The sequence below is a fragment of the Dokdonella sp. genome (assembly GCF_019634845.1).
Lineage (GTDB): Bacteria > Pseudomonadota > Gammaproteobacteria > Xanthomonadales > Rhodanobacteraceae > Dokdonella_A.
The window spans coordinates 35,677-60,318 of record NZ_JAHCAQ010000015.1 but is presented as its reverse complement, the minus strand read 5'-3'; the positions used below and the strand labels follow the sequence as shown (position 1 = coordinate 60,318).

At 68.1% G+C, this 24,642-nt stretch carries 24 protein-coding genes and 2 pseudogenes; 6 read left to right on the top strand and 20 right to left on the bottom strand.

The features are described 5' to 3' along the window. Positions 1 to 4 precede the first annotated feature (4 nt). The 12 genes and pseudogenes from KF903_RS11430 to serC all read right to left on the bottom strand — a co-directional run bounded on the left by KF903_RS11430 (position 5) and on the right by serC (position 13,301). Positions 5 to 1,882, bottom strand: a complete 1,878-nt coding sequence (locus KF903_RS11430) for a nucleoside-diphosphate sugar epimerase/dehydratase (RefSeq protein WP_291214796.1) — start codon at positions 1,880 to 1,882, stop codon at positions 5 to 7. Then, positions 1,869 to 2,957, bottom strand: a complete 1,089-nt coding sequence (locus KF903_RS11425) for a glycosyl transferase family 4 (protein WP_291214793.1) — start codon at positions 2,955 to 2,957, stop codon at positions 1,869 to 1,871. The genes KF903_RS11430 and KF903_RS11425 overlap by 14 nt, the downstream gene beginning before the upstream one ends. Then, a complete protein-coding gene (gene lapB, locus KF903_RS11420) occupies positions 2,950 to 4,125 on the bottom strand; it encodes a lipopolysaccharide assembly protein LapB (RefSeq protein ID WP_291214790.1) in 1,176 nt (391 codons plus the stop codon). The genes KF903_RS11425 and lapB overlap by 8 nt, the downstream gene beginning before the upstream one ends. Continuing rightward, positions 4,122 to 4,367: a LapA family protein gene (locus tag KF903_RS11415; protein ID WP_291214787.1), complete on the bottom strand. Its 246-nt coding sequence runs from the start codon at positions 4,365 to 4,367 to the stop codon at positions 4,122 to 4,124. Before KF903_RS11415 ends, lapB begins: the two co-directional genes overlap by 4 nt. Before the next feature lie 94 nt (positions 4,368 to 4,461). Continuing rightward, a complete protein-coding gene (locus KF903_RS11410; protein ID WP_291214899.1) occupies positions 4,462 to 4,755 on the bottom strand; it encodes an integration host factor subunit beta in 294 nt (97 codons plus the stop codon). A gap of 101 nt (positions 4,756 to 4,856) precedes the next feature. Beyond that, on the bottom strand, positions 4,857 to 6,524 hold the full coding sequence (rpsA, locus tag KF903_RS11405; protein WP_291214785.1) for a 30S ribosomal protein S1: 1,668 nt from the start codon (positions 6,522 to 6,524) through the stop codon (positions 4,857 to 4,859). A 155-nt stretch (positions 6,525 to 6,679) separates the two neighbouring features. Then, complete coding sequence (cmk, locus tag KF903_RS11400) at positions 6,680 to 7,390, bottom strand: (d)CMP kinase (RefSeq protein WP_291214782.1); 711 nt, start codon at positions 7,388 to 7,390, stop codon at positions 6,680 to 6,682. Between the two features lie 62 nt (positions 7,391 to 7,452). Beyond that, positions 7,453 to 8,760 carry a 3-phosphoshikimate 1-carboxyvinyltransferase gene (gene aroA / locus KF903_RS11395; protein WP_291214896.1) on the bottom strand — a complete coding sequence of 436 codons (1,308 nt, stop codon included), beginning with the start codon at positions 8,758 to 8,760 and terminating at the stop codon, positions 7,453 to 7,455. A gap of 23 nt (positions 8,761 to 8,783) precedes the next feature. Beyond that, positions 8,784 to 9,905: a histidinol-phosphate transaminase gene (gene hisC / locus KF903_RS11390; protein WP_291214779.1), complete on the bottom strand. Its 1,122-nt coding sequence runs from the start codon at positions 9,903 to 9,905 to the stop codon at positions 8,784 to 8,786. Beyond that, a pseudogene (gene pheA / locus KF903_RS11385) lies at positions 9,902 to 10,963 on the bottom strand (prephenate dehydratase); the annotation flags it as partial. The gene hisC and the pseudogene pheA, both read right to left, overlap by 4 nt. Before the next feature lie 43 nt (positions 10,964 to 11,006). After that, a complete protein-coding gene (locus KF903_RS11380) occupies positions 11,007 to 12,173 on the bottom strand; it encodes a phosphoglycerate dehydrogenase (protein ID WP_291214776.1) in 1,167 nt (388 codons plus the stop codon). Between the two features lie 48 nt (positions 12,174 to 12,221). After that, entirely contained in the window at positions 12,222 to 13,301 is a 1,080-nt protein-coding gene (serC, locus tag KF903_RS11375; protein ID WP_291214773.1) for a 3-phosphoserine/phosphohydroxythreonine transaminase, read from the bottom strand. Between the two features lie 346 nt (positions 13,302 to 13,647). On the opposite strand from serC, the pseudogene KF903_RS11370 reads away from it, so the two are divergent. Continuing rightward, a pseudogene (locus tag KF903_RS11370) lies at positions 13,648 to 14,619 on the top strand (thioredoxin family protein); the annotation flags it as partial. A 32-nt stretch (positions 14,620 to 14,651) separates the two neighbouring features. Here KF903_RS11370 and KF903_RS11365 read toward each other — a convergent pair. Next, positions 14,652 to 15,440 (bottom strand): FHA domain-containing protein, encoded by a 789-nt coding sequence (locus tag KF903_RS11365; protein WP_291214771.1) that lies wholly within the window; start codon positions 15,438 to 15,440, stop codon positions 14,652 to 14,654. A 136-nt stretch (positions 15,441 to 15,576) separates the two neighbouring features. On the opposite strand from KF903_RS11365, the gene KF903_RS11360 reads away from it, so the two are divergent. Together KF903_RS11360 and KF903_RS11355 are read left to right on the top strand one after the other, a co-directional pair. Next, positions 15,577 to 15,852 carry a polyhydroxyalkanoic acid system family protein gene (locus tag KF903_RS11360; RefSeq protein WP_291214768.1) on the top strand — a complete coding sequence of 92 codons (276 nt, stop codon included), beginning with the start codon at positions 15,577 to 15,579 and terminating at the stop codon, positions 15,850 to 15,852. 134 nt (positions 15,853 to 15,986) lie between these two features. After that, the gene (locus KF903_RS11355; RefSeq protein WP_291214765.1) at positions 15,987 to 16,454 is read left to right on the top strand and encodes a phasin family protein; all 468 of its coding nucleotides are present in this window, start codon (positions 15,987 to 15,989) and stop codon (positions 16,452 to 16,454) included. A 301-nt stretch (positions 16,455 to 16,755) separates the two neighbouring features. Here KF903_RS11355 and KF903_RS11350 read toward each other — a convergent pair whose 3' ends face one another. Continuing rightward, positions 16,756 to 18,735, bottom strand: a complete 1,980-nt coding sequence (locus KF903_RS11350; protein ID WP_291214762.1) for an SDR family oxidoreductase — start codon at positions 18,733 to 18,735, stop codon at positions 16,756 to 16,758. Between the two features lie 135 nt (positions 18,736 to 18,870). On the opposite strand from KF903_RS11350, the gene KF903_RS11345 reads away from it, so the two are divergent. Beyond that, positions 18,871 to 19,128: an acyl-CoA-binding protein gene (locus KF903_RS11345; protein WP_291214760.1), complete on the top strand. Its 258-nt coding sequence runs from the start codon at positions 18,871 to 18,873 to the stop codon at positions 19,126 to 19,128. 93 nt (positions 19,129 to 19,221) lie between these two features. After that, the gene (locus KF903_RS11340; protein WP_291214758.1) at positions 19,222 to 19,923 is read left to right on the top strand and encodes a TetR/AcrR family transcriptional regulator; all 702 of its coding nucleotides are present in this window, start codon (positions 19,222 to 19,224) and stop codon (positions 19,921 to 19,923) included. 10 nt (positions 19,924 to 19,933) lie between these two features. Here KF903_RS11340 and KF903_RS11335 read toward each other — a convergent pair whose 3' ends face one another. Beyond that, positions 19,934 to 20,554, bottom strand: a complete 621-nt coding sequence (locus KF903_RS11335; RefSeq protein ID WP_343214981.1) for a rhomboid family intramembrane serine protease — start codon at positions 20,552 to 20,554, stop codon at positions 19,934 to 19,936. Between the two features lie 86 nt (positions 20,555 to 20,640). Between KF903_RS11335 and KF903_RS11330 the strand changes: the two genes are divergently transcribed. Then, positions 20,641 to 21,570, top strand: a complete 930-nt coding sequence (locus KF903_RS11330) for a CorA family divalent cation transporter (protein WP_291214755.1) — start codon at positions 20,641 to 20,643, stop codon at positions 21,568 to 21,570. Between the two features lie 2 nt (positions 21,571 to 21,572). Here the strand turns inward: KF903_RS11330 and KF903_RS11325 are convergent, their stop codons facing one another. From KF903_RS11325 to KF903_RS11305, 5 genes are all read right to left on the bottom strand, one after another. Next, the gene (locus KF903_RS11325) at positions 21,573 to 22,139 is read right to left on the bottom strand and encodes an NAD(P)H-dependent oxidoreductase (RefSeq protein WP_291214752.1); all 567 of its coding nucleotides are present in this window, start codon (positions 22,137 to 22,139) and stop codon (positions 21,573 to 21,575) included. A 177-nt stretch (positions 22,140 to 22,316) separates the two neighbouring features. Further along, entirely contained in the window at positions 22,317 to 22,526 is a 210-nt protein-coding gene (locus KF903_RS11320; protein WP_291214750.1) for a cold-shock protein, read from the bottom strand. A 255-nt stretch (positions 22,527 to 22,781) separates the two neighbouring features. Next, positions 22,782 to 22,967: a 30S ribosomal protein THX gene (locus KF903_RS11315; protein ID WP_291214748.1), complete on the bottom strand. Its 186-nt coding sequence runs from the start codon at positions 22,965 to 22,967 to the stop codon at positions 22,782 to 22,784. Positions 22,968 to 23,079: 112 nt separating this feature from the next. Further along, entirely contained in the window at positions 23,080 to 24,069 is a 990-nt protein-coding gene (locus tag KF903_RS11310; RefSeq protein ID WP_291214745.1) for a cation diffusion facilitator family transporter, read from the bottom strand. A 66-nt stretch (positions 24,070 to 24,135) separates the two neighbouring features. Beyond that, positions 24,136 to 24,627 carry a MerC domain-containing protein gene (locus tag KF903_RS11305; RefSeq protein WP_291214742.1) on the bottom strand — a complete coding sequence of 164 codons (492 nt, stop codon included), beginning with the start codon at positions 24,625 to 24,627 and terminating at the stop codon, positions 24,136 to 24,138. Positions 24,628 to 24,642: the final 15 nt, after the last annotated feature.

The following is a 24,642-nucleotide window of genomic DNA, read 5'->3' as shown; positions in this document are numbered from 1 at the left end:
ATACTCAGGCGGGTCGCAGGTTGACGACGTTGTCGGTACTGGTCTGGGCGCCCGCGAATTCGGGCAGCAGCTGCTCGACGATGCGGCGCAGGGACACCTCGTCGAACTCGCGCACGGCGATGTCGGCCTGCGCGAGCTGGGCCAGCAGCAGCGGCCAGGCCATGCTGCGCGGCTGGGCGAGGTAGATCTTGGCGTGCGCCGTGTTGACGTACTGTTCCTGCGGGTGGAACAGTTCCTCGAACAGCTTCTCGCCGGGGCGCAGGCCGGTGTAGACGATGGCGATGTCGCGATCGACCTGGCGGCCGGCGAGGCGGATCATCTGCTCGGCGAGATCGCGGATGCGCACTGGCTCGCCCATGTCGAGCGCGAAAATCTCGCCGCCCTGACCGAGCACCGAAGCCTGCAGGATGAGCTGGCAGGCTTCGGGAATGGTCATGAAATAGCGCGTGATCTCGGGGTGGGTGACCGTCACCGGCCCGCCGGTGCGGATCTGCTCGCGGAACAGCGGTACCACCGAGCCGGCCGAATCGAGCACGTTGCCGAAGCGCACGGTCATGAAGCGGGTCTGCGACTGGCGCGCGAGGTTCTGGCAGTACAGCTCCGCCACGCGCTTGCAGGCACCCATGATGCTGGTTGGATTGACGGCCTTGTCGGTCGAGATCAGCACGAACGCCTCGACGCCGCAGCGATCGGCCGTCTGCGCCAGCATCCGCGTGCCGAGCACGTTGTTGCGGAACGCCTCGCGCAGCTGCCCCTGCAGCAGCGGCACCTGCTTGTAGGCGGCGGCATGGAACACGATCTGCGGACGGGCGCTGGCGAACACGTGTTCGCAGGTCGCCGCGTCGCCACAGTCGCCGAGCACCGCGCGCAGCAACAGGTCCGGGTAGTCGCGCCGCAACTGCTGTTCGATCGTGTAGAGGTTGTATTCGGATTGTTCGAGCACGGTCAGCGACTCGACCCCCAGTCGCGCCACCTGGCGGCACAGCTCGGAGCCGATCGAACCGCCGCCGCCGGTGACGAGTACGCGCCGCCCCGACAGGCGGGTGCGGATCGCGGTCCAGTCCAGCTGCACCGGCTCGCGGCCGAGCAGGTCGTCGATCGCCACTTCCTTGAGCTCGTTGAAGGCCGAGCGCCCTGCCACCACCTCTTCCAGCCGCGGCACCGTGCGGAACGGCAAGCCGCTCTCCTCGCACACGTCGACCGCGCGGCGCATCTGCGCCTTGTTGGCTGACGGAATCGCGATCACGACCATCTGCGCCGCGGTCTCGCGTGCGACATGCGGCAGTTGCTCGAGCGAGCCGAGCACGGGCACGCCGTGCACGCGCGCACCGCGCAGGCTGCGGTCGTCATCGAGGAAGCCGACCGGAATGTAGCGCCGCTCACGGCGCAGGTCGCGCACGAGTGCTTCGCCGGCCTTGCCGGCACCGAGCACGAGCACGCGTTCGCTGGCACCACCGCCCAGGTCGAGACGACTGTCCTTCCAGTATCGATACGCCAATCGCGGCACCCCGAGCAGCAGCGCGAGCACGAACGGATAGATCGCCAGCACCGTGCGCGGCACCTGCTCCAGGCGGTTGTAGAGGAACAGCGTGACCGCCACCGCCACCGCGCCGACGATGCAGGCGCGCAGGATGTTCCACATGTCGGGCATGCTGGCGAAACGCCACAGGCCGCGATAGAGCCCGGTCCACCAGAACACCAGCCCCTGCGCGCCGAGCACGAGCCAATTCTGCACGCCCAGCAGCGACACCGGCATCGCGTCGGCTTCGAGCGACCAACGCACCGTGTTGACCGCGGTCCAGGCCAACCAGACCATGAACAGGTCGTGCACCACCACCGCCAGTCGCGGGTGGATGCGCGCGATCGCCTTACGCGGTCGCATCGGCGCCTCCGCTGGCCACGCGGCGCAGGCACCAGCGCTTGCCGACCAGCCACAGGCCGACGCCGAGCGCATAGACGCCCAGCATGACGCCGCTGCCACCGGCATGGGCGCGCGGACGATTGATCCACAGCAAGGCGGGTACCACGATCACGACATTCCAGGCCATGTACAGCGCAGCCACGCGCGCATGGGACAGACCCGTGCGCACCAGCCACTGATAGAGATGCTCGCGATGCGCACTATACCAACGGCGCCCGCGCAGCATGCGGCTGGCGAGCGTACAGCTGGCGTCGACGACGAAGCCTGAACACGCCAGCAGGCCGCTGGCGGCCGCGATGCCCGGCGCGAGACTCAGCAGCAGGACCACGATGCCGATCATGAGGCCCAGTGCGCCACTGCCGACGTCACCGAGGAACACGCTCGCGCGCGGAAAGTTGAACGGAATGAAGCCCACGGTTGCGGCGAGCAAGGTGGCGCTGCCCACGGCACGCGGCATGCTGCCGGCATGCGCGAACGCAAGCGCGGCGACCGCGAACACGAACGCCGCCTGACAGGCAGCCAGGCCATTGATGCCGTCCATGAAGTTGTGCAGGTTGATCGACCACACCAGCCCCACGCCAACCAGCAGCGCCAGCGCCGCGATCACCAGATGCAGCCCATCGCAGTCCATGCCGAGCGGAAACTGGCAGGCGCCGCGCCAGAAGCCGGCGACGAGCGGCGCCAGCCACAGTGCCGCCGCCACGCCGTGCGCGAGCAGGCGCCAGCGCGCCGCAAGGCCCCCGTGGTCGTCGATCCAGCCGACCCCGGCGACCAGCACGAGCGCCGCCACCAAGGCCCAGGCCTCGCTCCGCAGCGGCCACCACAGCGCCGCCGCCAGCACCACCACTAGGACGATGCCGATGCCGCCACCGCGCGGCGTGGCCTGCGCGTGCGAACGGCGCCGTCCCGGCAGGTCGAGCAGGCGACGGCGCCGCGCATAGGCGGTCGCCAGCGCAGTCAACAACGCCGACGCCAGTGCCGTGCCGAGCAGCAGCGCCGCGATCGCCGCGGCGTGCGGACCCGCGGCTTCACTCACTGGCCGCCCCGTGCACCGGCCGTACCGAGCCCCAGGTCTTGCAGCTCGGACACTGCCAGTGGTGCGCCTTGGCGCCGAAGCCGCAGCGGTTGCAGCGGTACAGCGCCTTGCCTTCGACCAGTTGCGCGGTCAGGTCGCGCAGCGTGAGGAAGTTCTCGCGCACCTCGCCCTGCACCGTGCGCAGGTTCATGTCGACCAGCGCCATCAGGGCGCGCAGCGACGGCCGCTGGCGCAGGCTCAGGGTCAGGAACTCGACCGCCTTGGCTTCGCCGCGCGTACTCGCGTACAGGCGCGCCAGTGCCAACACCGGCGTCACGCCGCGATGGCGCTCGGTCATGCGCAGCAGGAACTCCTCGGCGCGCTGCATGTGCTGGGCGCGCGCGTAGCAGTCCAGCAGCGGCGAGAGGATTTCCGGCAGGTAATCGGGATCGAGTTCGGCAACGCGCTCGAAGGCCTCGATGGCGGCATCGAGCTCGTTGTCGGCGCTGTTGAGATGACCGAGGATCATGCACGCCCGCACGCAGTCGCCCTGTACCGCAAAGGCGTCGGCCACATGCGCGCGCGCGCCCTCGCGGTCCCCCTGCCCGCGCGCCTGCTCGGCCAGTTCGCAGTGGAACTGGGCGATCGTGGTCGCCTGCGGCTCGCCAGCGGCCTGCTCCAGTCGCCGCGCGTGCTCGATCGCCTTGTGCCAGTCGCGCTCGTGCTGGTAGATCCCGATCAGGTGCTGCAGTGCCGACGGTGCCAGCGCGTCCATCGCCACGAGGTCCGAGAACAGCGTTTCGGCGCGGTCGAGCAGGCCCGCGCGCATGTAGTCCTCACCGAGCTCGAGCAAGGCGACGGTCTTTTCCTCATCGCTGAGGTTCTGCCGCGCGATGAGGTTCTGGTGCACGCGGATCGCACGATCGACCTCGCCGCGGCGACGGAACAGGTTGCCCAGCGCAAGGTGTGTCTCGACCGTGTCGCGGTTGATCTCGGCGAGCTTGAGGAACACCTCGATCGCCTTGTCCTGCTGTTCGTTGAGCAGGTAGTTGAGGCCGCGGAAATAGCTCGTGGACAGCTCGTTGACGCGCGCGCCCGAGGTGCGTTCGCTGCGCCGCCGCCCGAGCACCCAGCCCGAGAACGCCGCCACCGGCAGCAACAGGAACAGTAACGGCAACACGCCGTTCATGGCTGCCGCTCCGCCGCCTCGATCGCGGGCCTGGCCCGCTCGCGGCCGAACCGTTGGCCGCACCAGGCCAGCGCGCCGCCGAGCAGCCAGCCCAACGCCAGCGCGACCAGCAAGGCCACGCCGAGCGCGCCCTGCCAGTGGGCAAAGCCGAAATCGATGGTCACGGGGCTCGAATTGAGGGCGCCGAACACGGCTCCCGCACCGATGACGAGCAGCAACACGAGCAGCGCGATCAGGCGCATGGGGGTTGGCAAACAGGGACCATGGCCGATGATAGCCGCAGCCAGCGACTTGCGGCACGCGGCGGCGCCTGCCTGCCGGGCCGATCGGGTGGCATCAGTCGGTTGGCGGCTCGCCGTTGACGCGCGTACGCAATTCCTTGCCGGGCTTGAAATGCGGCACGTGCTTGCCCGGCAGCGCGACCGAATCGCCGGTCTTGGGATTGCGGCCCATGCGCGGCGGCCGATAGTGCAGCGAAAAACTGCCGAACCCGCGGATCTCGATGCGTTCGCCGACCGACAACGATTGGCTCATTTGCTCCAGCACGCTCTTGACCGCGAGTTCCACGTCGTTCGGGGCAAGATGCTTCTGGCGCCGCGCCAGCGCTTCGATCAATTCGGATTTGGTCATCGCCATCGAGGCCGTTCCGCAGGTTCCCGGGAATGTGCGCACGCCCGCTGGCGCACGCGAAAAGACGTGGCGCGCCAGCCGGCGCGCCACGTGGTTCCGCATCAGCGGTTGAGCTGCTCCTTGAGCAGCGCACCGAGCTTGGTGGTGCCGCCCGTGGCGCTCTGGTACTCCTCCAGCGTGCTCTGCAGTTCGTCCTCGTCCTTGGCCCGGATCGACAGTTGCAGGCTGCGGCCCTTGCGGTCCATGCCGACGAACTTGGCTTCCACCGCATCGCCGACCTTGAGGTGCTGGGTGGCATCCTCGACGCGCTCCTTGGCGATGTCGTTGGCGCGCAGGTAACCCTCCACGCCGTCGCCGAGGTCGATCGTCGCGCCACGCGCATCGACTTCGCGCACGGTGCCGTTGACGATGCTGCCGCGCGGATGCGCCGCCATGTACTGGCCGAACGGATCCTGCTCGAGCTGCTTGAGACCCAGCGAAATGCGCTCGCGCTCGGGATCGACTGCCAACACCACCGCTTCGATCTCGTCGCCCTTCTTGAAGTTGCGCACGAGGTCTTCACCGGTTGCCTGCCACGAGATGTCGGACAGGTGCACGAGGCCGTCGATGCCACCGTCGAGACCGACGAACACGCCGAAGTCGGTGATCGACTTGATCGTGCCGGCGACCTTGTCGCCCTTCTTGTGGATCGCCGCGAAGGCTTCCCACGGATTGGCGCGGGTCTGCTTCATGCCCAGCGAGATGCGACGGCGCTCTTCGTCGACGTCGAGCACCATGACCTCGACCTCGTCACCGACCTGGACCACCTTGGCCGGATTGACGTTCTTGTTGGTCCAGTCCATTTCCGAGACGTGGACCAGGCCTTCGACGCCGGGCTCCAGCTCGACGAAGCAGCCGTAGTCGGTGACGTTGGAGACCTTGCCGAACAGGCGCGTATTGGCCGAGTAGCGGCGCGCGATGGCGACCCACGGATCCTCGCCGAGCTGCTTGAGGCCGAGCGAGACGCGGTTGCGCTCGCGATCGAACTTGAGCACGCGCACGTCCAGCTCGTCGCCGACATTGACCACCTCGGACGGGTGGCGCACGCGCTTCCACGCCATGTCGGTGATGTGCAGCAGGCCGTCGATGCCACCGAGGTCGACGAACGCGCCGTAATCGGTGAGGTTCTTGACCACGCCCTTGATCACCGCACCCTCGACCAGCTTCTCGAGCAGCTGCTCGCGCTCCTCGGAGTGTTCGCTCTCGACCACCGCGCGACGCGAAACCACCACGTTGTTGCGCTTGCGATCGAGCTTGATGATCTTGAATTCCAGTTCCTTGCCTTCCAGGTAGCTCGGGTCGCGCACCGGGCGCACGTCGACCAGCGAGCCCGGCAGGAATGCGCGGACATCCTTGATGTCGACCGTGAAGCCGCCCTTGACCTTGCCCGAGATGCGGCCGGTGATGGCGGCATTGGCGGTCTGTGCTTCCTCGAGTTCGTCCCACACCAGCGAGCGCTTGGCCTTCTCGCGCGACAGCATCGTCTCGCCGAAGCCGTTCTCGATCGCGTCGAGCGCAACCTTGACGTCATCGCCTACGTGGATTTCGAGCTCACCCTTGTCGTTCCTGAACTGTTCGATCGGGATGATGCCTTCGGACTTCAGGCCCGCGTTGACCACCACCACGTCGGAACGGATCTCGACGATGGTGCCGGTGACGATGGCGCCGGAGCGCAGCTTGGAGAGCGCGGATTGGCTCTGTTCGAACAGTTCGGCAAAACTCTCAGTCATGTTGGATTCCAGTGAATGAAACAGGCGCTCGGCGGCTTGCCGACGCCCACCCATCAACGATGCGGGAAACGCCGCACCGACGCGTTGCCGGCGCCATGCCGGCGTGCCCTTGCGGGCGATACTACGGGTCGCGACCCGGCTGGGCCGCAGCTCAATCAACCGTCGAGCGCAGGCATGGCCGCGCGTGCAATCGCCAGCACGCGCGCCACCACTTCCGCGATGGACAAAGCCGTGGTGTCGATGACGACTGCGTCGCGAGCTGGCTTGAGCGGCGCCACCTTGCGGGTCGCGTCACGCTCGTCGCGTGCCTCGATCTCCCGCAAAAGGGTAGCGAGAGTAACAGACAAACCCTTTTCCTTCAACTGTTTATACCGCCTTTTCGCGCGCTCCTCGGCGCTGGCGGTCAGGAACACCTTGCACGGCGCATCGCTGAACACCACGGTGCCCATGTCGCGGCCGTCGGCGACCAGGCCCGGCGCCTTGCGAAACGCGCGCTGGCGCTCGAACAATGCGTTGCGCACGGCCGGGATCGCCGCGATCGCCGAGGCCGCCGCGCCGCAGGTTTCGGTACGGATCTCGTCGGTGGCGTCGAAGCCGTTGACGATGACGCGGGTCTGGCCGCCATCGCGTGCGGCGCGGAACACGATCCTCGCCGCCTGCGCGCAGCGCGTGACCGCGGCCGCGTCGGACAGGTCGACGCCGGCCATGCTGGCCGCATAGCCCACCGCGCGGTAGATCGCGCCCGAATCAAGCAGATGCCAGCCCAGCGTGGTGGCAACGGCGGCGCTGATCGTGCCCTTGCCCGAACCGGACGGACCATCGATCGTGAGCACGGGAACGGATGGCTGACTGCTGCTGGCGGACATGGCGGACGCGGCGCGGGAAAGACGGCAATTCTAGCCGCCATGCCGGCGCCGCGGCAGGCGCTTCAGGCGTCGTGCTGCTGCAGCGCGAATCCGCCGCCATTGGCCAGTTCCAGAAAGCCCGGGAACGAGGTCGCCACGTTGGCGCAGTCCTCGATCCGCAGCGGGGCACGCGCCACGAGGCCAGCCACGGCAAAACTCATCGCGATGCGGTGGTCGGTGCCACTGTCCACCTGCCCGCCGCCGATCGGGCCGCCCTCGATCGTCGCGCCGTCGGGCGCCTCGTCGACGCGCACGCCGAGCCGCGCCAGCCCCTGTGCCATCAGCGCGATGCGATCGGATTCCTTGACGCGCAGCTCGGCTGCACCGCGAATGTGCGTGGTGCCACGCGCGGCGGCGGCGGCAACGAACAGGATCGGGAACTCGTCGATCATGTCGGGCACCAGGTCGACCGGCACCTCGATGCCGTGCAGCGGCGCATGCCGCACTTCGAGATCGGCCACCGGCTCGCCGCCCTGCACGCGCGGCGCATGCTCGCGCACATCGGCGCCCATCAGCCGCAGGACCGCCAACAGGCCGGTGCGGCGCGGATTGAGTCCGACCGCCCGCAGCAACAGGCGCGAACCCGGCACCAGCGTCGCCGCGACGATGAAGAATGCGGCCGAGGAAAAATCGGCCGGCACCACGACCGCGGTGGCGCGCAGGCGATGCCCGCCACGCAACCGCGCACAACCCGGCGCGAACTCGATCGGCCAGCCGAACGCGGCGAGCATGCGCTCGCTGTAGTCGCGTGTCGGGTGCGGCTCGCGCACACAGGTCTCACCCTGCGCATACAGGCCCGCCAGCAGCAGCGCCGACTTGACCTGGGCGCTGGCCACCGGCAATGCGTAGTCGATGCCATGCAGGACCGAGCCGCCATGGATGTGCAGCGGCGGGCACCCGCCCTCGGCGGCGTCGATGCGCGCGCCCATCTGCGCCAGCGGCTCGATCACGCGCTGCATCGGGCGCCGCCGCAGCGAAGCATCGCCGCTCAGCGTGCTGTCGAAGGCCTGACCGGCCAGCAGGCCGGCCAGCAGGCGCATGCCGGTGCCGGCGTTGCCGCAGTCGAGCAGCGTGCCCGCAGGCTGCAGGCCATGCAGGCCCACGCCATGCACGATGCGCTGCGTGGCCGACGGGGTATCGATGCGTACGCCCATGCGGCTGAAGATCGCTGCGGTCGCGCGGGTGTCTTCACCTTCGAGGAAACCGTCGATCTGCGAGCGCCCCTCGGCGAGCGCCGCCAGCATGATCGCCCGGTGCGAAATCGACTTGTCGCCAGGCACATCGAGCTCACCCGCGAGCGGTGCCGCCACCGGCGCGCTGCTCCATGCAATGGGCGCGGCGAGCGCGACGTTGCTCACGGCAGGGCATCCAATGCGGCGAGCAGGCGCTCGTTCTCGTCGCGGCGGCCGATGCTGATGCGCAAGGTTTGCCCCAACCCATAGCCGCCCATCGGCCGCACGATCACACCCTCGCCGAGCAGGTGCCGCTCGAGCGGCGCCGCATCGCGCCCCAGATCGAGCAGCACGAAGTTGGTCTGCGACGGTAGGCAGCGATAGCCGCGCCGGGCGAGTTCGTCGACCAGCCAGCTGCGCGCGGCGCTGTTGTAGCGCCGCACCGCAGCCAGATGCGCCTCGTCGGCGACCGCCGCCGTGGCAGCGGCGAGCGCCAGCGAGTTGACGTTGAACGACTCACGCATGCGCTCGAGCACCGCCACCACGCTGGCGTCGGCGACGACATAGCCCACGCGCGCGCCGGCCAGTCCGTGGGCCTTGGAAAACGTGCGCGCCACGACGAGATTGGGGTACTGCGCCGTGAACGGCAGCGCACCGGCCAGGTCCGGCAGGTCGACGTATTCGTGATAGGCCTCGTCGACCACCACGAGAACCTCACGCGGCACGCGGGCCAGCAAGGCGGCCAGCGCCGCATCGTCGAACCAGGTACCGGTCGGATTGTTCGGGTTGGCCAGGTAGATCAGGCGCGTGTCGGCGCGCACGGCCGCGGCCATCGCCGCGAGGTCATGGCCCAGCGGCGCGCGCGCATCGGTACGCGGCAGCGCGGGCACAGCGATGCCAGCGGCACCGGCCGCCGCGGCCGCAATCGGGTACACGGCGAAGCCGTAGCGGGAATACACCACCGAGTGCGCGGCATCGGCAAAGCACTGCGCCAGCATCATCAGCAGCTCGTGCGAACCATTGCCGAGCGCGATCTGCTGCGCCGTCACCCCGAGCCGGTCGGCCAGCGCCGCCTTGAGCGCGGCGCCGCGCGGGTCGGGATAGCGATACACGTCGTCGAGCGCGGCACGCATTGCGGCCAGTGCGCGCGGGCTGGGCCCGAGTACATTCTCGTTCGAGCCCAGCTCGGCGATGGCGGTGCCCAAGCGTGCGCGCAGTGCCGGCAGGTCGTGGCCCGGATCGTAGGCCCGCAGCGCCGCGCAGGCGGGCGTGGCCAGACGCGCGGCGTCGAACGCGTCGGTCACGGTACCGCGACCGGGTAGGAACCCAGGATCTTGATCTGCGCAGAATGTTCTGCCAGTTCCTCGAGCGCGCCCTTCATGGCCTCGTCCTCGACGTGGCCGGCGAGATCGATGAAGAACCCATACTCCCACTTGGCCTGGTGCGAGGGCCGCGACTCGATGCGGTTCATGCTGATGCCGTGGCGCGCGAACGGACTGAGCACGTTGAACAGCGCACCGGGCTGGTCCTTGATGAACACGAGCACCGAGGTGCGGTCGTGGCCCGACGAGGGGAAGATCTGGCGACCGATGACGAGAAAGCGCGTGGTGTTGTCGGCGTGATCCTCGATCGGCTTCATGATGACCTTCTTGAGGCCATACACGTGGGCGGCCGACTCGCTGCCGATCGAGGCCGCGTCGTCGGCGTTGCGTGCGCGCCGCGCGCCTTCGGCATTGCTCGCCACCGGGATCTTCTCGACCTTGGGCAGGTTCGAGCGCAGCCAGCCGGCGGTCTGCGCGAACGACTGCGGGTGGGCGTAGATGCGCTCGATGTCCTCGACATGGCCCGAGCGCGACAGCAGGTACTGATGCACGCGCAGCTCCACCTCGCCGCAGATCTTGAGGTTGGAGGTCAGGAACATGTCGAGCGTGACCTGGATCGTGCCCTGCCCCGAGTTCTCGACCGGCACCACGCCGAAGTCGGCATTGCCGGCCTCGACCTCGTTGAACACCTCCTCGATGCTCGACATCGGCAGACCCAGCGCCGAGCGCCCGAAATGCTTGTGCACGGCCTGCTGGCTGAACGTACCCTCGGGACCAAGGTAGCCGATCTTGAGCGGCTCCTGCTGCGCCAGGCAGGCCGACATGATCTCGCGGAACAGGTGCACGAGCACCTCGTCGCTGAGCGGACCATCGTTGCGATCCACCACCATGCGCAGCACCTGCGCCTCGCGTTCGGGCCGGTAGTAGTCGACCGCCGCAGCGAGCTTGCCCTTGGCCTTGCCGACCTGGTGCGCGAACTGCGCGCGCTCGGCGATCAACGACTGGATCTGCCGATCGATGCCGTCGATGCGCGCACGCACCGCCACCAGGTCGGGTTTGTCGGGCTTGTCCTGACTCATCGTCCTAGTCCTCGATCACGCGGACCGACAGGATGCCATCGATGCCGGCGATCGCGCTCACCAGCGTGGCGGGAATCTTCGAATCGACGTCGATCAGCGTATAGGCAAGGTCGCCACGCGAGGCATTGAGCATCTGCGCGATGTTGACGCCGGCCTCGCCAAGCACGTGCGACAACTGACCGATCATGTTCGGCCGGTTGCTGTTGGCGATGCAGATGCGGCCATTGCTCGCGCGCGCCATGCGCGCCTCGGGGAAATTGACCGAGTGGCGCACGTTGCCGTGCTCGAGAAAATCGCGCAGCTGGTCGACCACCATCACGGCACAGTTCTCCTCGGCCTCGCCGGTCGAGGCGCCCAGGTGCGGCAACGCGATGACACGCGGATCGGCCAGCAGGTCACTTTCGGGAAAGTCGCTGACGTAGTGGCCGATGCGGTTGTCGGCCAGACCCTGGCGCAGCGCCTGCGCATCGACGATGCCCTCGCGGGCGAAATTGAGCACCACCACGCCACGCCGCGCCAGTTCCAGCGCCTGCATGCCGAACATGCCGCGCGTCTTGTCGTTGAGCGGCAGGTGGAAGGTCAGGTAGTCGCTGGCGGCAAACAGCTCGTTGAGCGTAGCGGCCCGCGCCACCTGCGCCGACAACTGCCAGGCCCCGTCGATCGTCATGTGCGGATCGAAGCCGACCACGCGCATGCCGAGCGCATAGGCGGCATTGGCAACCTTGACCCCGATCGCACCGAGGCCGACCACGCCCAGGGTCTTGCCGGCCAGCTCGCTGCCGACGAAGCGCTTCTTCTCGGCTTCGACCCGTGCATGCAGATCATCACCCGGCGGCAGCTCGTGCACGAACGCCAGCGCCGGCGCGAGGTTGCGCGCGGCCATCAACATGCCGGCGACGACGAGCTCCTTGACCGCGTTGGCGTTGGCGCCGGGGGCGTTGAACACCGGCACCCCGCGCGCCGACAGTGCCGCCACCGGGATGTTGTTGGTCCCGGCGCCAGCCCGCGCCACGGCCTTGACGCTGGCCGGGATCGGCGCACGGTGCATGTCGGCCGACCGCACGAGGATCGCGTCGGGCTCGGCCAGCTCGTTGGCGATGGCGTAGAGCGTGCCCGGCAGGCGATCGAGGCCGTTGCGCGAAATGTTGTTGAGGGTCTGGATCTTGAACATGGGGATGCCGGAACCTGGAATGGGGAATCGGAGCGCGACCGCCGCGGCTCAACCGTGGCGGCGGGCGAAATCGGCCATGAAGTCGACCAGCGCCTGCACGCCGGCCAACGGCATCGCGTTGTAGAGCGAGGCGCGCATGCCGCCGACGAGGCGATGGCCCTTGAGCGCAAGCAGGCCGGCCGCTTCGGCCTGCTTGAGGAAGGCCGCATCGAGCGCCGCGTCGGGCAGCGTGAACGGCACGTTCATCCACGAGCGCGCCGCGGGCTCGACCGGGTTGCGGTAATAGCCCGACGCGTCGATGTAGCCATACAGCAGCTCGGCCTTGGCGCGATTGCGCTGTCCCATCGCGGCTACGCCGCCCTGCGCCTTGATCCACTTGAACACGAGGCCGGCCAGATACCAGCCCCAGGTGTTGGGCGTGTTGAGCATCGAGCCCTGCGCCGCGTGTTCGGCGTAGTTGAAGATCTTGGGAATGTCCTTGGGGCAGCGTTCGAGCAGGTCATCGCGCACGATGAGCACGACCAGGCCGGACGGACCGATGTTCTTCTGCGCACCCGCATAGAGCAGCGCGTAGCGCGACACGTCGAGCGGCCGCGACAGGATCGTCGAGGACACATCGCCGACCAGCGGTACCGCGCCGACCGCGGGAATGTCGTGGAATTCGACGCCGCGAATCGTTTCGTTGGGCGTGATGTGCACGTAGGCCGCCCGCTCGTCGAGCTGCCATTGCGCGCGCGGCGGAATACGGTCGTGGTTGGTGTCGGCCGCGCTCGCCGCGATGCGGACCTGGGTATAGGCGCGCGCTTCCTTGGCGGCCTTCTCGCTCCAGTCGCCGGTCAGGACGTAGTCGGCGCTGCCGCCGCCGGCGAAATTGAGCGGGATCTGGGCAAAATGTTGCGTTGCACCGCCCTGCAGGAACAGAACCTTGTAGCCGGCGGGAATCGCCAGCAGCTCGCGCAGGTCCTGCTCGGCGGCTTCGGCGAGGGCAATGAACTCCTTGCCGCGATGACTGACCTCCATCACCGATGCACGCGCACCACCCCATTCCAGCAGCTCGGCCTGCGCCTGGCGCAGCACCTCCTCGGGCAGCGCGGCAGGGCCGGCGCTGAAGTTGTAGGCACGACTCACGCGAGTTCCTCCGGTTGGGATCGTCACTTTATGGCGCGTTGCAACATCCGCGCAAGAAGCAACTTCCAGGCGGCGGCGCCGGCCGATCGTGCAAGATGACTGCCAGCGGCCCGGTCTGGCAGTGGCGCGGATTGCGGCGCGCGGCCGCTGCGTGCGCCACGCCGCCAGGCCCTGCCCAGCTTCCGGATCTATCGATATGCCGACGCCGACTCGCCTCGCAAGCCACCGCCTGATCGGCCTCGCCGTGGCGCTTGCGGTCGGCATCGCCGCCGCGCTCGGCGTGGGCGGCACGCGCATCATGCACAGCACCGCCGCGGCGCAGGCGCCGTCGCCGACGCCGGGCCAGCCGCTGCCGGTCGAGAGGGTCGCGCCGCCGCTCGATGGCGCCGTGGCCTGGCTCAACTCGGCACCGCTCGGCGGCCAGGCGCTGCGCGGCAAGGTCGTGCTGGTCGACTTCTGGACCTACACCTGCATCAATTGTCTGCGCGCGTTGCCGTACGTGCAGGCTTGGGCCGACAAGTACCGCGCGCAGGGACTGGTCGTGGTCGGCGTCCACACGCCCGAGTTCGAATTCGAGCAGGAGCTGGCCAACGTGCGGCGCGCGGTGACCGCGCTCGGCATCCGCTACCCGGTCGCCGTCGACAGCAAGTACCGGATCTGGCAGGCGTTCGACAATCACTACTGGCCGGCCCATTACTTCATCGACGCGCAGGGGCGCATTCGCCACCACCACTTCGGCGAGGGCAACTATGCACAGTCCGAGCAGGTGATCCGCGACCTGCTGGGCGAAGCCGGACACGCGCCGCCGGCTTCACCCTTCGTGACCGTCTCCGGCAGCGGCGCCCAGTTGGCACCCGACTTGGCCCAGATCGGCTCACCCGAAACCTACCTCGGCTACGCGCGCGCCGAGCGCTTCGCCTCGAGCGGCGGCATGCGTGCCGACCGCAGCTACAGCTACACGGCGCCGAGCGGGCCGGCCTTGAACCGCTGGGGACTGGGCGGACGTTGGCGCGTCGGTGCCGAGCAGGCCACGCTGCTCGACGCGGGTGGCCGCATCGTGTTCCGCTTCCACGCGCGCGATCTCCACCTCGTGCTCGGCCCCGGCGCCGACGACAAACCGGTGCGCTTCATCGTCCGCCTCGACGGCGCCGCGCCAGGCCCCGACCACGGCGTGGACTGCGACGCCGACGGTCGCGGCGCGGTCACGAGCCAGCGCCTGTATCAGCTCATCCGCAGCAGCACGCCGGTGGGCGAGCACACCTTCGAGATCGAGTTCCTCGATCCGCAGGTGCAGGCCTTCGCGTTCACGTTCGGCTGAACCGCTGCGCCGCGCCGATCACGGCGCCGGCATCACAGTCCGCGGTTGATCAGCACGTACAGCGCCAGCGCGATCAGCGCCGCGGCCGCCAGCAGCCAACCGATCGAGTTGCCATCGCGCGCCTGTGCCGTACTGTCCTCGACTGGCGCCGGCGCGGCGGCGGCAGGCGTCTGCATCGGGGCGGCCGCGGCCGCCAGCCCGGGCGCCTCGATGAGGAAATGCTGGCGTGCGAACACCACCTGGTCACCAGCCTGCAGGCGTGCATCGAGCGCGACCACGCCGTTGACGAGCGCGCCCTGCCCAGGGGCCAGGCTGCGCAGCCACAGGCCATCGCCCATGCGTTCGATGACCGCATGACGCGGCGCCACGCGCACATCGTCGATCACGACGTCGGCCGCGGGATCGCTGCCGATGAGCAGGCGCTGCTCGACGCCGATCGCACGGCCGGCACTGGCACCCGACAGGCCACGCAGCGTCACTCGTGGCACCGCTGCGGACACTGCAGTCCCAGCGGCCGGCAGCCGCGTGTCGAGCGCATCGCTGTCGGCCTTGATCGCGACGGCCTCGTGGCCGAGGTGCACGACGTCGCCACGGCGCAGCAGGGCCATTTCGCGCACCGGTCGCGCGTTGACGTGGGTCTTGGCGTTGGGGTCGAGCACCTGCAGCACGAGCCCACGCGCGTCGGCGATGATGCGCGCGTGCCACGGCGACACGTCCTTGCCGTCCAGCAGCACGTCGTTGCCCGCCGCACTGCCAAGGGTGAGGCTGCCGTCGCTCAGGACGATGTCCCGGTGGGCGCCGTTGCCGAAACTGAGACGCATCGCATCCGTTCGAAAGGGGTTGCCGCACTCTAGCACAGCCCCCCCGGCCGCCCCGGCCTCGGGCCGGCGCGGCGGCGGCTGCCGGCCAGCCGCGCCTTGAGGCATCATCCGCACTCCGATCCGACACGAGGCCCACATGGCGGTCATCGACATCAAGCGCGTCCATGGCGGCACCATCAAGTCCACCAAGGCCGCCATCACCCGCGTCGCCACTTCGCTCGGCGCGGAATACGGCGTCAGCCACGACTGGGCCGGCAACACGCTGTACTTCGAACGCAGCGGCATCAGCGGCTCGATCGAGGTGAGCAAGGCCGAATTGCATGTGCATGCCGAACTCGGCTTCCTCATGGGCGCGCTCAAGTACACGATCGAGCGCGAGATCGAACGCCTGCTCGACGAACACCTGGGCTGAGGCATCGTCAGAACCGCTGCGCGCGGCAGTGGCCACCGCAACCTGCTCCGCCCCATCCCTAGGGTGACTGCTCTAGTGGCGGGCGCCAACATGGGCCATCGCGGCATGTGCCGCCACTACCGGAGAACGCGACAATGGCCAAGCCCAAGCTCAAGACTGCCGCCAAGAAGCCCAGCAGCAGCGCCGACAGCCGCCACATCGGCAAGGGCGTGATGGATTCGGCGCAGCAGATCTGGTTGGCCGGACTGGGCGCCTTTGCGAAGGCGCAGCACGAAGGCAGCAAGCTGTTCGAGGCGCTGGTGAAGGAAGGCAGCGCGCTGGAAGCCAAGACGCGCAAGTTCACCCAGGCCAAGGTCGACGAAGCCCGCGGCAATGTCGAGAGCACGCTCGGCCAGGTCCGCGAGCGCAGCCAGGAAACCTGGGACAAGCTCGAGAAAGTGTTCGAGGATCGCGTGTCGCGTTCGCTCAAGCGCCTGGGCATTCCCGGCCATGCCGACATCAAGCGCCTCGAGGCGCGCATCGACGAGCTGGCGCGCGCAAGCGGCAAGCCGGCTGCCAAGGCTGCGGCCAAGCGTCCGGCGCGCAAGCGCAGCGCGGGCTGATCGCGGCGGCCACGGCCACCAGGTTGGATCGACACGAGGAGCGGGCTGCGGCCCGCTCCTTTTTTTATCGGGGATTGCTGGCGGCGATGGTCCCTGCTGCGCAGCGCCCGCTGCCCGTGGCGACTTCGGCCGGCCTGGCCAACCGCAGGCCACGGCGATCACTTCGTTCGGAACCGGCGCCAGCAACCCTCCCTGGTGCGCAGCTCCAGTCGGCATCCTTGCCTCCTCCTCAGTCGCTCGTGGCGACTTCGACCGGTCGGCATCCCTGCCTCCCCAGAACCGGCGCCGGAGGGCGCCGGTTCTACCAGTGCACTCCGCGCATGAGCGAGGCGAACGCGATCTGCTCGCTGGTGGGTGCCGCGGCACCCTTGTCGCCCTTGGCCGCCGCCGAGTCGGGGAACAGCCGGAATGCGGTGTTCATGACGATCTCGTACACGCGCGGCGCCAGCGTGTAGAACACCTGGGCGAAGGTGCCGAGCCGGGTGGCGATGCGCACGGGCCGCTCGATGATCGCCTCGACCACGATGTCGGCCGCTTCCTCGGGTGATAGTGTCGGCACCGATTCGTACATCTGGGTCGGCGCGATCATCGGCGTTTTCACCAGCGGCATGTTGATGGTGGTGAAGTTGACGCCGTTGTCGGAATACTCGGCCTGGGCGCAGCGCGAGAACGCATCGAGCGCGGCCTTGGAAGCGACATAGGCCGAGAAGCGCGGCGAATTGGTCAGCACGCCGATCGACGAGATGTTGATGATGTGGCCGTGATGGCGCTCGCTCATCGTCGGCAGCAAGCCCATGATCAGACGCAGCGCACCGAAATAGTTGAGCTGCATCGTGCGCTCGAAATCGTGGAAGCGGTCGTAGCTGGCGCTGATCGCGCGCCGGATCGAGCGCCCGGCGTTGTTGACGAGGATATCGACGTGACCATGGTCCGCCAGCACGCGCGACACCAATTCGTCACACGATTTCAGGTCGGACAGGTCGGCCACATAGGTATGACAGATGCCGCCGGCGGCTTCGATCTCGGCCTTGGTCTGCGCCAGTTCCTCCTCGCCGCGCGCGCAGATGACGAGCTGCGCCCCGGCAGCGGCCACCTTCGTCGCCACCGCGCGACCGATCCCCGACGAACCACCGGTCACCAGCACCACCTTGCCGCGCACCTTGCCGCCGAGCGAGCGGTCGACGAACAGGTCCGGATCGAGATGGCGCTCCCAGTAGTCCCACAGCTTCCAGGCGTAGTCGTCGAGCCTGGGCAGCACGATCTTCGAGCCCTTGAGCGCGCGCTCGGTCTCGCGGCAATCGAAACGCGTGGGGTAATTGATGAACTGCATGATCGCCGCCGGGATACCCAGATCACGCAGCAGCACCCTGGCCACGCGGCGCACCGGCGGCAGGCTGCCGATCGCCGCGCGGATGCTCGCCGGAATGAAACCGAACATGCGCGCATCGAGCCGCATCGTCATCTGCGGTGCATGTCCCGCGCGCGCGAACAGGTTGAGAACCTCGCCGATCCGGCGTGGCGCCGGGTCGGTCAGGTGGAAGGTGTGGCCATCGAGTGCGGCCTTGTGGGCGATGTGGTCGAGCGCGGCGGCCACCCAGTCGACCGGCACCAGGTTGATGCGCCCGCCCTCGAGCCCGACCGTCGGCATCCACGGCGGCAGGCTCTGGCGCATCTTCTTGATGAGGCGGAAGAAGTAGTAGGGGCCATCGATCTTGTCCATCTCGCCCGTGCGCGAATCGCCGACCACGATGCCGGGGCGATACACGCGCCACGGGCGCTTGCACTGGCTGCGCACCAGGCCTTCCGAATCGTGCTTGGTGCGGAAATACGGATGCTCCAGCTCCTCGGCCTCGTCGAACATGTCCTCGCGGAACACGCCCGAATACAACCCCGCCGCGGCGATCGAGCTGACGTGGTGGAAGCAGCCCACGCGCAGTGCTTCGGCCGCCTCGATGGCGTGGCGCGTGCCCTCGACATTGGCCACGATCTGGCTGTCGGCGTCGGCAGCGAGGTCGTATATCGCGGCAAGGTGGAAGAAATGCCTGATCTTGCCGCCGAGGGCGCGCAACGTCGCCGGCGCGATGCCAAGCCGTGGCTTGGCCAGGTCGCCGACCACCGCGACCAGGCGCTTGCCGTCATCGCCGCACGTTTCGACCAGCGCCTTGAACCGCGGCATCGATTCCTTGCGCACGAGACAGTGGATGGTCCCCTTGCGCGTGAGCAGTTTCTCGATGAGGCGCTTGCCGATGAAACCCGTCGCGCCGGTAACGAAATACGTCATGTGCCACGTCCTCTGCCGATGACTCGCCGCGCAAGCATAGCCTTGCCGGCGCGCCGCTGGCTACGCGAATGGCCGCCGGCGGCGACCCTGTTGTAAGCTGCGCCAATTGCCGCTGCGATGCTACGGAACCACGCCATGGCCGACCTGAAAGCACGATTCGAGAATGCCGCCGCAGCCGTCAAGAAGCTCGACGAACGTCCCGACAACGACACCCTGCTCAAGCTCTACGCGCTGTACAAGCAAGGTGCCGAAGGCGACGTGTCCGGGCCCAAGCCGGGCTTCTTCGATTTCGTCGGCACCGCCAAGTACGAGGCCTGGGCCAAGCTCAAGGGCACCAAGGCCGAGGACGCGCAGCAGAAGTACATCGACCTGGTGAAGAAGCTCGGCGGCTGAACGTCCTTGAAAAAGGCAGTCTCGACGCCAGGCCGCCAGGATCCGCCCACGCCGCGCGCGCGCAAGGGTCGCGGCAGCGCGCCGGACTGGCGAATGAAGGACCCGCCACCCATCGACCTTGCCGCCAGCGCGGCCAACGCGCCCGTAGGCGCCGGGCGGCGTGCCGCGCGACCGACCCGCGAGCGCATCCTCGACACCAGCCTGGCGATGTTCAACGCCCACGGCGAACCCAACGTCACCACCAACCACATCGCCGACGAAACCGGCATCAGCCCCGGCAACCTGTACTACCACTTCCGCAGCAAGGACGACATCGTCGAGCGCCTGTTCGGCGCCTATGAAAATCGCATCGACGACGCCCTGCTGCTGCCGACCGCGCGCAATCCCAACATCGAGGACCTGTGGCTGCAGCTGCACCTGCTGTTCGAGACCATCGGCGACTACCGCTTCCTGCACCGCGATCTGGTCGACATCCTGGCGCGCAACCGGCGCATCCGCACGCGCTTCGCCCGGATCCTCGACCGTGCCACCGTCAGCGCGCGCACCCTGCTGCGCCAATTCGTCGCCGACGGCGTGTTGCGGCTGGCGCCCGCCGAACTGGACGTCCTCGTCGAGAACGCGATGGCACTGGTCACGTTCTGGGTCGGCTACGACAGCGTGCGCAACAACCACTATGACGGCAGCATCGGCGACCCGCGCGCTGCGATGCGCCGCGTCATCGCCCTGCTCGCACCGCACCTGGCACCGACCGAACGCGACCACCTGACGGCACTGGCCACCGCCTACGCCGACTGACGCTGCACCATCACTGCGCCAGCGGGCGCAGCAGTTGCGACACGAACGCACCGAGCACGCGCGGCTCGACCAGCGCCGTCACCACGACGCCGTACAGGGCACCCCACAGATGCGCGCTGTGGTTGATGTTGTCGCTGCGCTGGCGCTCCATGTAGATCGTGTAGCCCAGGTAGAGCACCGCGTACAGGATGGCCGGCATCGGCACCACGAAGACGATGATCTGCGACCATGGCCGCAGCAGGATGTAGGCGAACAGCACCGCGCTGACGGCGCCCGAGGCACCCAGACTGCGATAGCCGCCGTCATTGCGGTGCTCGTACCAGCTCGGCAGCGACGACACCACCAGGCCCGCCACGTAAAACAGCACGAAACCGAGTTCGCCGACCCGCACGCTGTAGAACGCCTCGATCAATGCGCCGAAGAAGTACAGCGTGATCATGTTGAACAGCAGATGCGGCACGTCGGCGTGGATCAGGCCGCAGGTCGCCAGGCGCCAATACTCGCGGCCGCGCGTGATCGCCGGCGACCACAGGATCAGCCGCGAGATGAGCGCCGGGTTGGAGAACCCCATGAACGAGACAACACAGGTAACGGCGATGATCGCCAGCGTTGCGTAGCCTTGAGCCATCATCCGGACCGGACCTCGTGCAGTGGCGGGGCGGTGAACGATATGATGCGCGCCATCGCGGCAACAAGTCTTGCGACGGCCACTGCCCCATGTTGATCCACCACCATCCCGGCCGCAGCGGCGGCGCCAGCGGCGAGATCGGCGCCGTCTGGCTCGATCTCATCGCGCCGACGGTCGACGAGATCCGCCAGGTCGAGCAGGCCTGCGCCGTGACCCTGCCCACGCGCGAGGAACTGGGCAGCCTCGAGTTGTCGAGCCGCATCGACGTCAGCGACGGCGTGCTGCGGCTGGGCGTACCGTATTTCAGCCACAGCGACAGCACCGCACAATCGCCGGTCGGCTTTTTGTTGCTGCCACGGCGCGTGATCACGATCCGCTATGCGGTATCGCCAGCCTTCGAACTCGCCGCAGCGCGCGTCAGCGCGGCGCCGTCGCTGACCGCCGCCGAAGCGCTGCTCACGATCATCGAGGCCATCGTCGCCACCAACGCTGACCGGCTCGAACACGTTTCGGCCGAAACCGGCCAGCTCTCGCTGCGCATCTTCGGCACGGCGCGCGAGCGCGGCGACACCCTGCGCCAGGCGCTGGCCGAACTGGGTCACCTCGAAGCGCGCCTCACGCGCATGCGCCAATCGGCCACGGGACTGCAGCGACTGATGCTGTTCCTGCGCGATTGCCACGGCCACGGCATGGATCGTCCCCTGCACCAGCGCGCCGATGCGATCGGCAAGGATCTGGAAGTTCTGGCCGAATTCGACAGCCAACTGACCGACAAGCTGCAGTTCCTGCTCGACGCCGTGCTCGGCTTCATCAACATCGAGCAGAACGATGTGATCAAGATCCTCACCATCGCCTCGGTGGTATCGATCCCGCCGATGGTGCTGGCCGGCATCTGGGGCATGAACTTCCACAACATGCCCGAACTGCAGTGGCCGTATGGCTATGCGATCGCGCTGGGCGTGATCACGCTCAGCGCCGTACTGCCGCTGGCATGGCTGCGGCGGCGCGGCTGGGTCTGACCTCAGGCACGGCCGAGCAGCCGCTCGACCCAGGCTGCGTAGGCCTGGATGAACCTGGCGGCAAACTCGCGCGTGCCGGCATTGCTCAACTCGCCCTGGGCGTCGAACAGACTACCCGCCCCACCGATGTAGGCCTCGGGTTGCTGCAACACGGGCATGTCGACGAACACCAACGACTGACGCAGGTGATGGTTGGCGCCAAAACCTGCGATCGCACCGATCGACACGCTGGCCACCGCGGCCGGCTTGCCGGCCCACACGCTGTGACCGTAGGGACGCGAACCGACATCAATCGCGTTCTTGAGCACGGCGGGTACCGAACGGTTGTATTCGGGCGTCACGAACAGCACGCCCTGCGCCGCGCGCATGCGCTCGCGGAACGCGGTCCAGGCCGGCGGCACCACCGCACCGGCCTCATCGAGATCCTGGTTGTACAGCGGCAAGGCACCGATCTCGACGATCTGCATGCGCAGGCTGGCGGGCGCCAGATCGATCAGCACGCGCGCAAACTTGCGGTTGAACGATTCCTTGCGCAGGCTGCCAACGATGACGGCGATGTCATGGGCCATGACGCAATCCTCCACTGCAGGGATCGACGCCAGAGGATGCCACGCCAGCGCCGACCGCGGTCGGCCGGCGCGCATGGGGCGGTCACGGGTTGGCAGCGATTCAGCCGCGCTGCGCGGCCAATAAAAAACCCCGGGTGTCGCCACCCGGGGTTTGGTCATTCGCTGAACGATGCTCGATCAGACGACCTGCACCTGATCAGCCTGCATGCCCTTCTGGCCCTGGACGGCGATGAAGGTCACGCGCTGGCCTTCCTGCAACGACTTGAAGCCGGTGCCCTGGATGGCGCGAAAGTGCACGAACAGGTCGGGGCCGCTCTCGGGCGTGATGAAGCCGAAGCCCTTCGCATCGTTGAACCACTTGACCGTGCCGCTTTGACGATTGGACATCTTTGCAAAACTCCTGGAAACACAATGGAATCGCGATCACGGAAATGCCCGTGTCGAGACTGGGTTGCCGGGAGCAAGCGAGGCGAAACGATGAAGCGGATCGTCAGATCGACTGCATCAAGGTCACGATTCACGGTGACCCTGGCGAACACAGTGCGCGCGACTATACCGGTATCAAGACAGAAAAGCTAACTTTTCGTTGAGTCGCCGCCAATGCCCACCGACCGGCCGCGCAGGGCCTGCCCGGCGCGATGCTCAGGCCGACTTCTTGGGGGCTGCCTTCTTGGCCGGAGCGGCCTTCTTGACCGGAGCGGCCTTCTTGGCGGCCGGCTTGCCGGCCACGGCTGCCGCGCTGCCCTTCCTGCCCGCGTGCGGGCGTGCATTGCCGTAACTGCAGATGGAAATCTTGCCCTTGCGTGTCTTGCGATCGCCCTTGCCCATGGTGGCTCCTGATCCGGTTCGATAAACGGGCGCGCAGGATAGCAGCCTGCGGCGCCTGCGCAACCGCCGCGGCCGTGGCAGCGCGACCCCGGGCGGCAGACTGCGTCGCCACTCAGGCGTGATCATGGCCACAACGGGCCGGCGGGCACGGCTCGGACTCGAGCTGGATCGTGGCATGCGCGATGCCGAACTCGCGACGCAGCACGGCGCGCACCGCGTCGAGCGCGGCATCGGCTGACTCGCCTGCCCGCACACGGGCATGCAGCGTGGCGACGCTGCTGCCGCCGGCGAGCTGCCACACATGGACGTGGTGTACGTCGCACACCGGAGCGGCAGCGCGCTCGAGCGCCGCGACCACGCGTTCCTCGTCGACTCCCGACGGTGCACCCTCGAGCAGGATGTGGGCGCTGCGCGCGACCAGCCGCCATGCGCTGCGCACCAGCAGCAGCGCCACCAGCACCGAGATCAGCGGATCGGCCCACAGCCAGCCGAACCAGCCGATCACGAGTGCCGCCGCGACCGCACCGAGCGAACCGAGCAGATCGCCCAGCACATGCAGACGCGCACTGGCCGTATTGAGATCGTCCTCGTCATGCGCGTGCAGCATGCGCAGCACGAGTGCGTTGACGACCAGGCCAGCGAGCGCCACCGCCAGCATGACGCCACTGAGGATCGGTGCCGGCGTGAACAGCCGCGCCGCCGCCTCGACCACGATCCAGCTGACCAACACGAACTGGGCCAGTGCATTGGTATAGCCCACCAGCACCTCGACGCGGGCGTAACCATAACTGCGCCGCGCGTCGGCGGCGCGTCGCGCCATGCGCGCCCCGAGCCAGGCGAACAGCAGCGCGAACGCATCGACCAGCATGTGGCCGGCGTCGGCCAGCAGCGCCAGCGACCCCGCCACGTAACCGCCGACCGCTTCGGCCAGCAACGTGACCAGGGTCAGCGCAAAGGCAACGAACAGCTTGCGCTCGCGACCCGCGCCGGCGGCCCGTGCATGGTGGTCGTGATCGTGATCGTGATCGTGATCGTGATCGTGATCGTGATCGTGATCGTGGGCGTGATCGTGATCGTGGGCGTGATCGTGGGAATGCGCCATGGTCGGAACTGCATCGCCTGCGGCAACCGCGCGGCGATGCTAGGCAAGCGCGATGCGGTTACACAATCACGCCACGTCGGGGACGCGGCAAGCGGGCCTGACGCAGCCGCGCGCCAGACGCAGGTTGACCACATGGGCGCCGGCCACCAGCACGCCGCCAACGGCCACCAGCATGCTGTGCAGGGCGGAACCGTGCGCAAACGCGCTGAACGCACCGGCCAACAGCAGCGCGATGCCGGGCAGCAGCAGCCACAGCGCGAGCAGGCGGCGATGGCGGCGAAAACCGTAGGCCACCATCAGCGTGGCCAGCACACTCGCGAAGGCAATGAACATCGCCTCATAACGATGATCGGCGAGGAAGCTCAGGCCCAACACCGGCAGCGCGCCGAGAACGAGCGGCAGCAGCGCGCAATGCACCGCGCACACCAGCGAAGCGACTGCGCCAAAGCGGTCGGCGCGGCCATGCCAGTGCGCCGCATCGCCCGCACTCGTGCGCAGATCGCGCAGCGCAGACGGCGCGGCCACCAGTGATGACTCCCGGCACATCGACTCGATCATGGCTGTTATCTTATA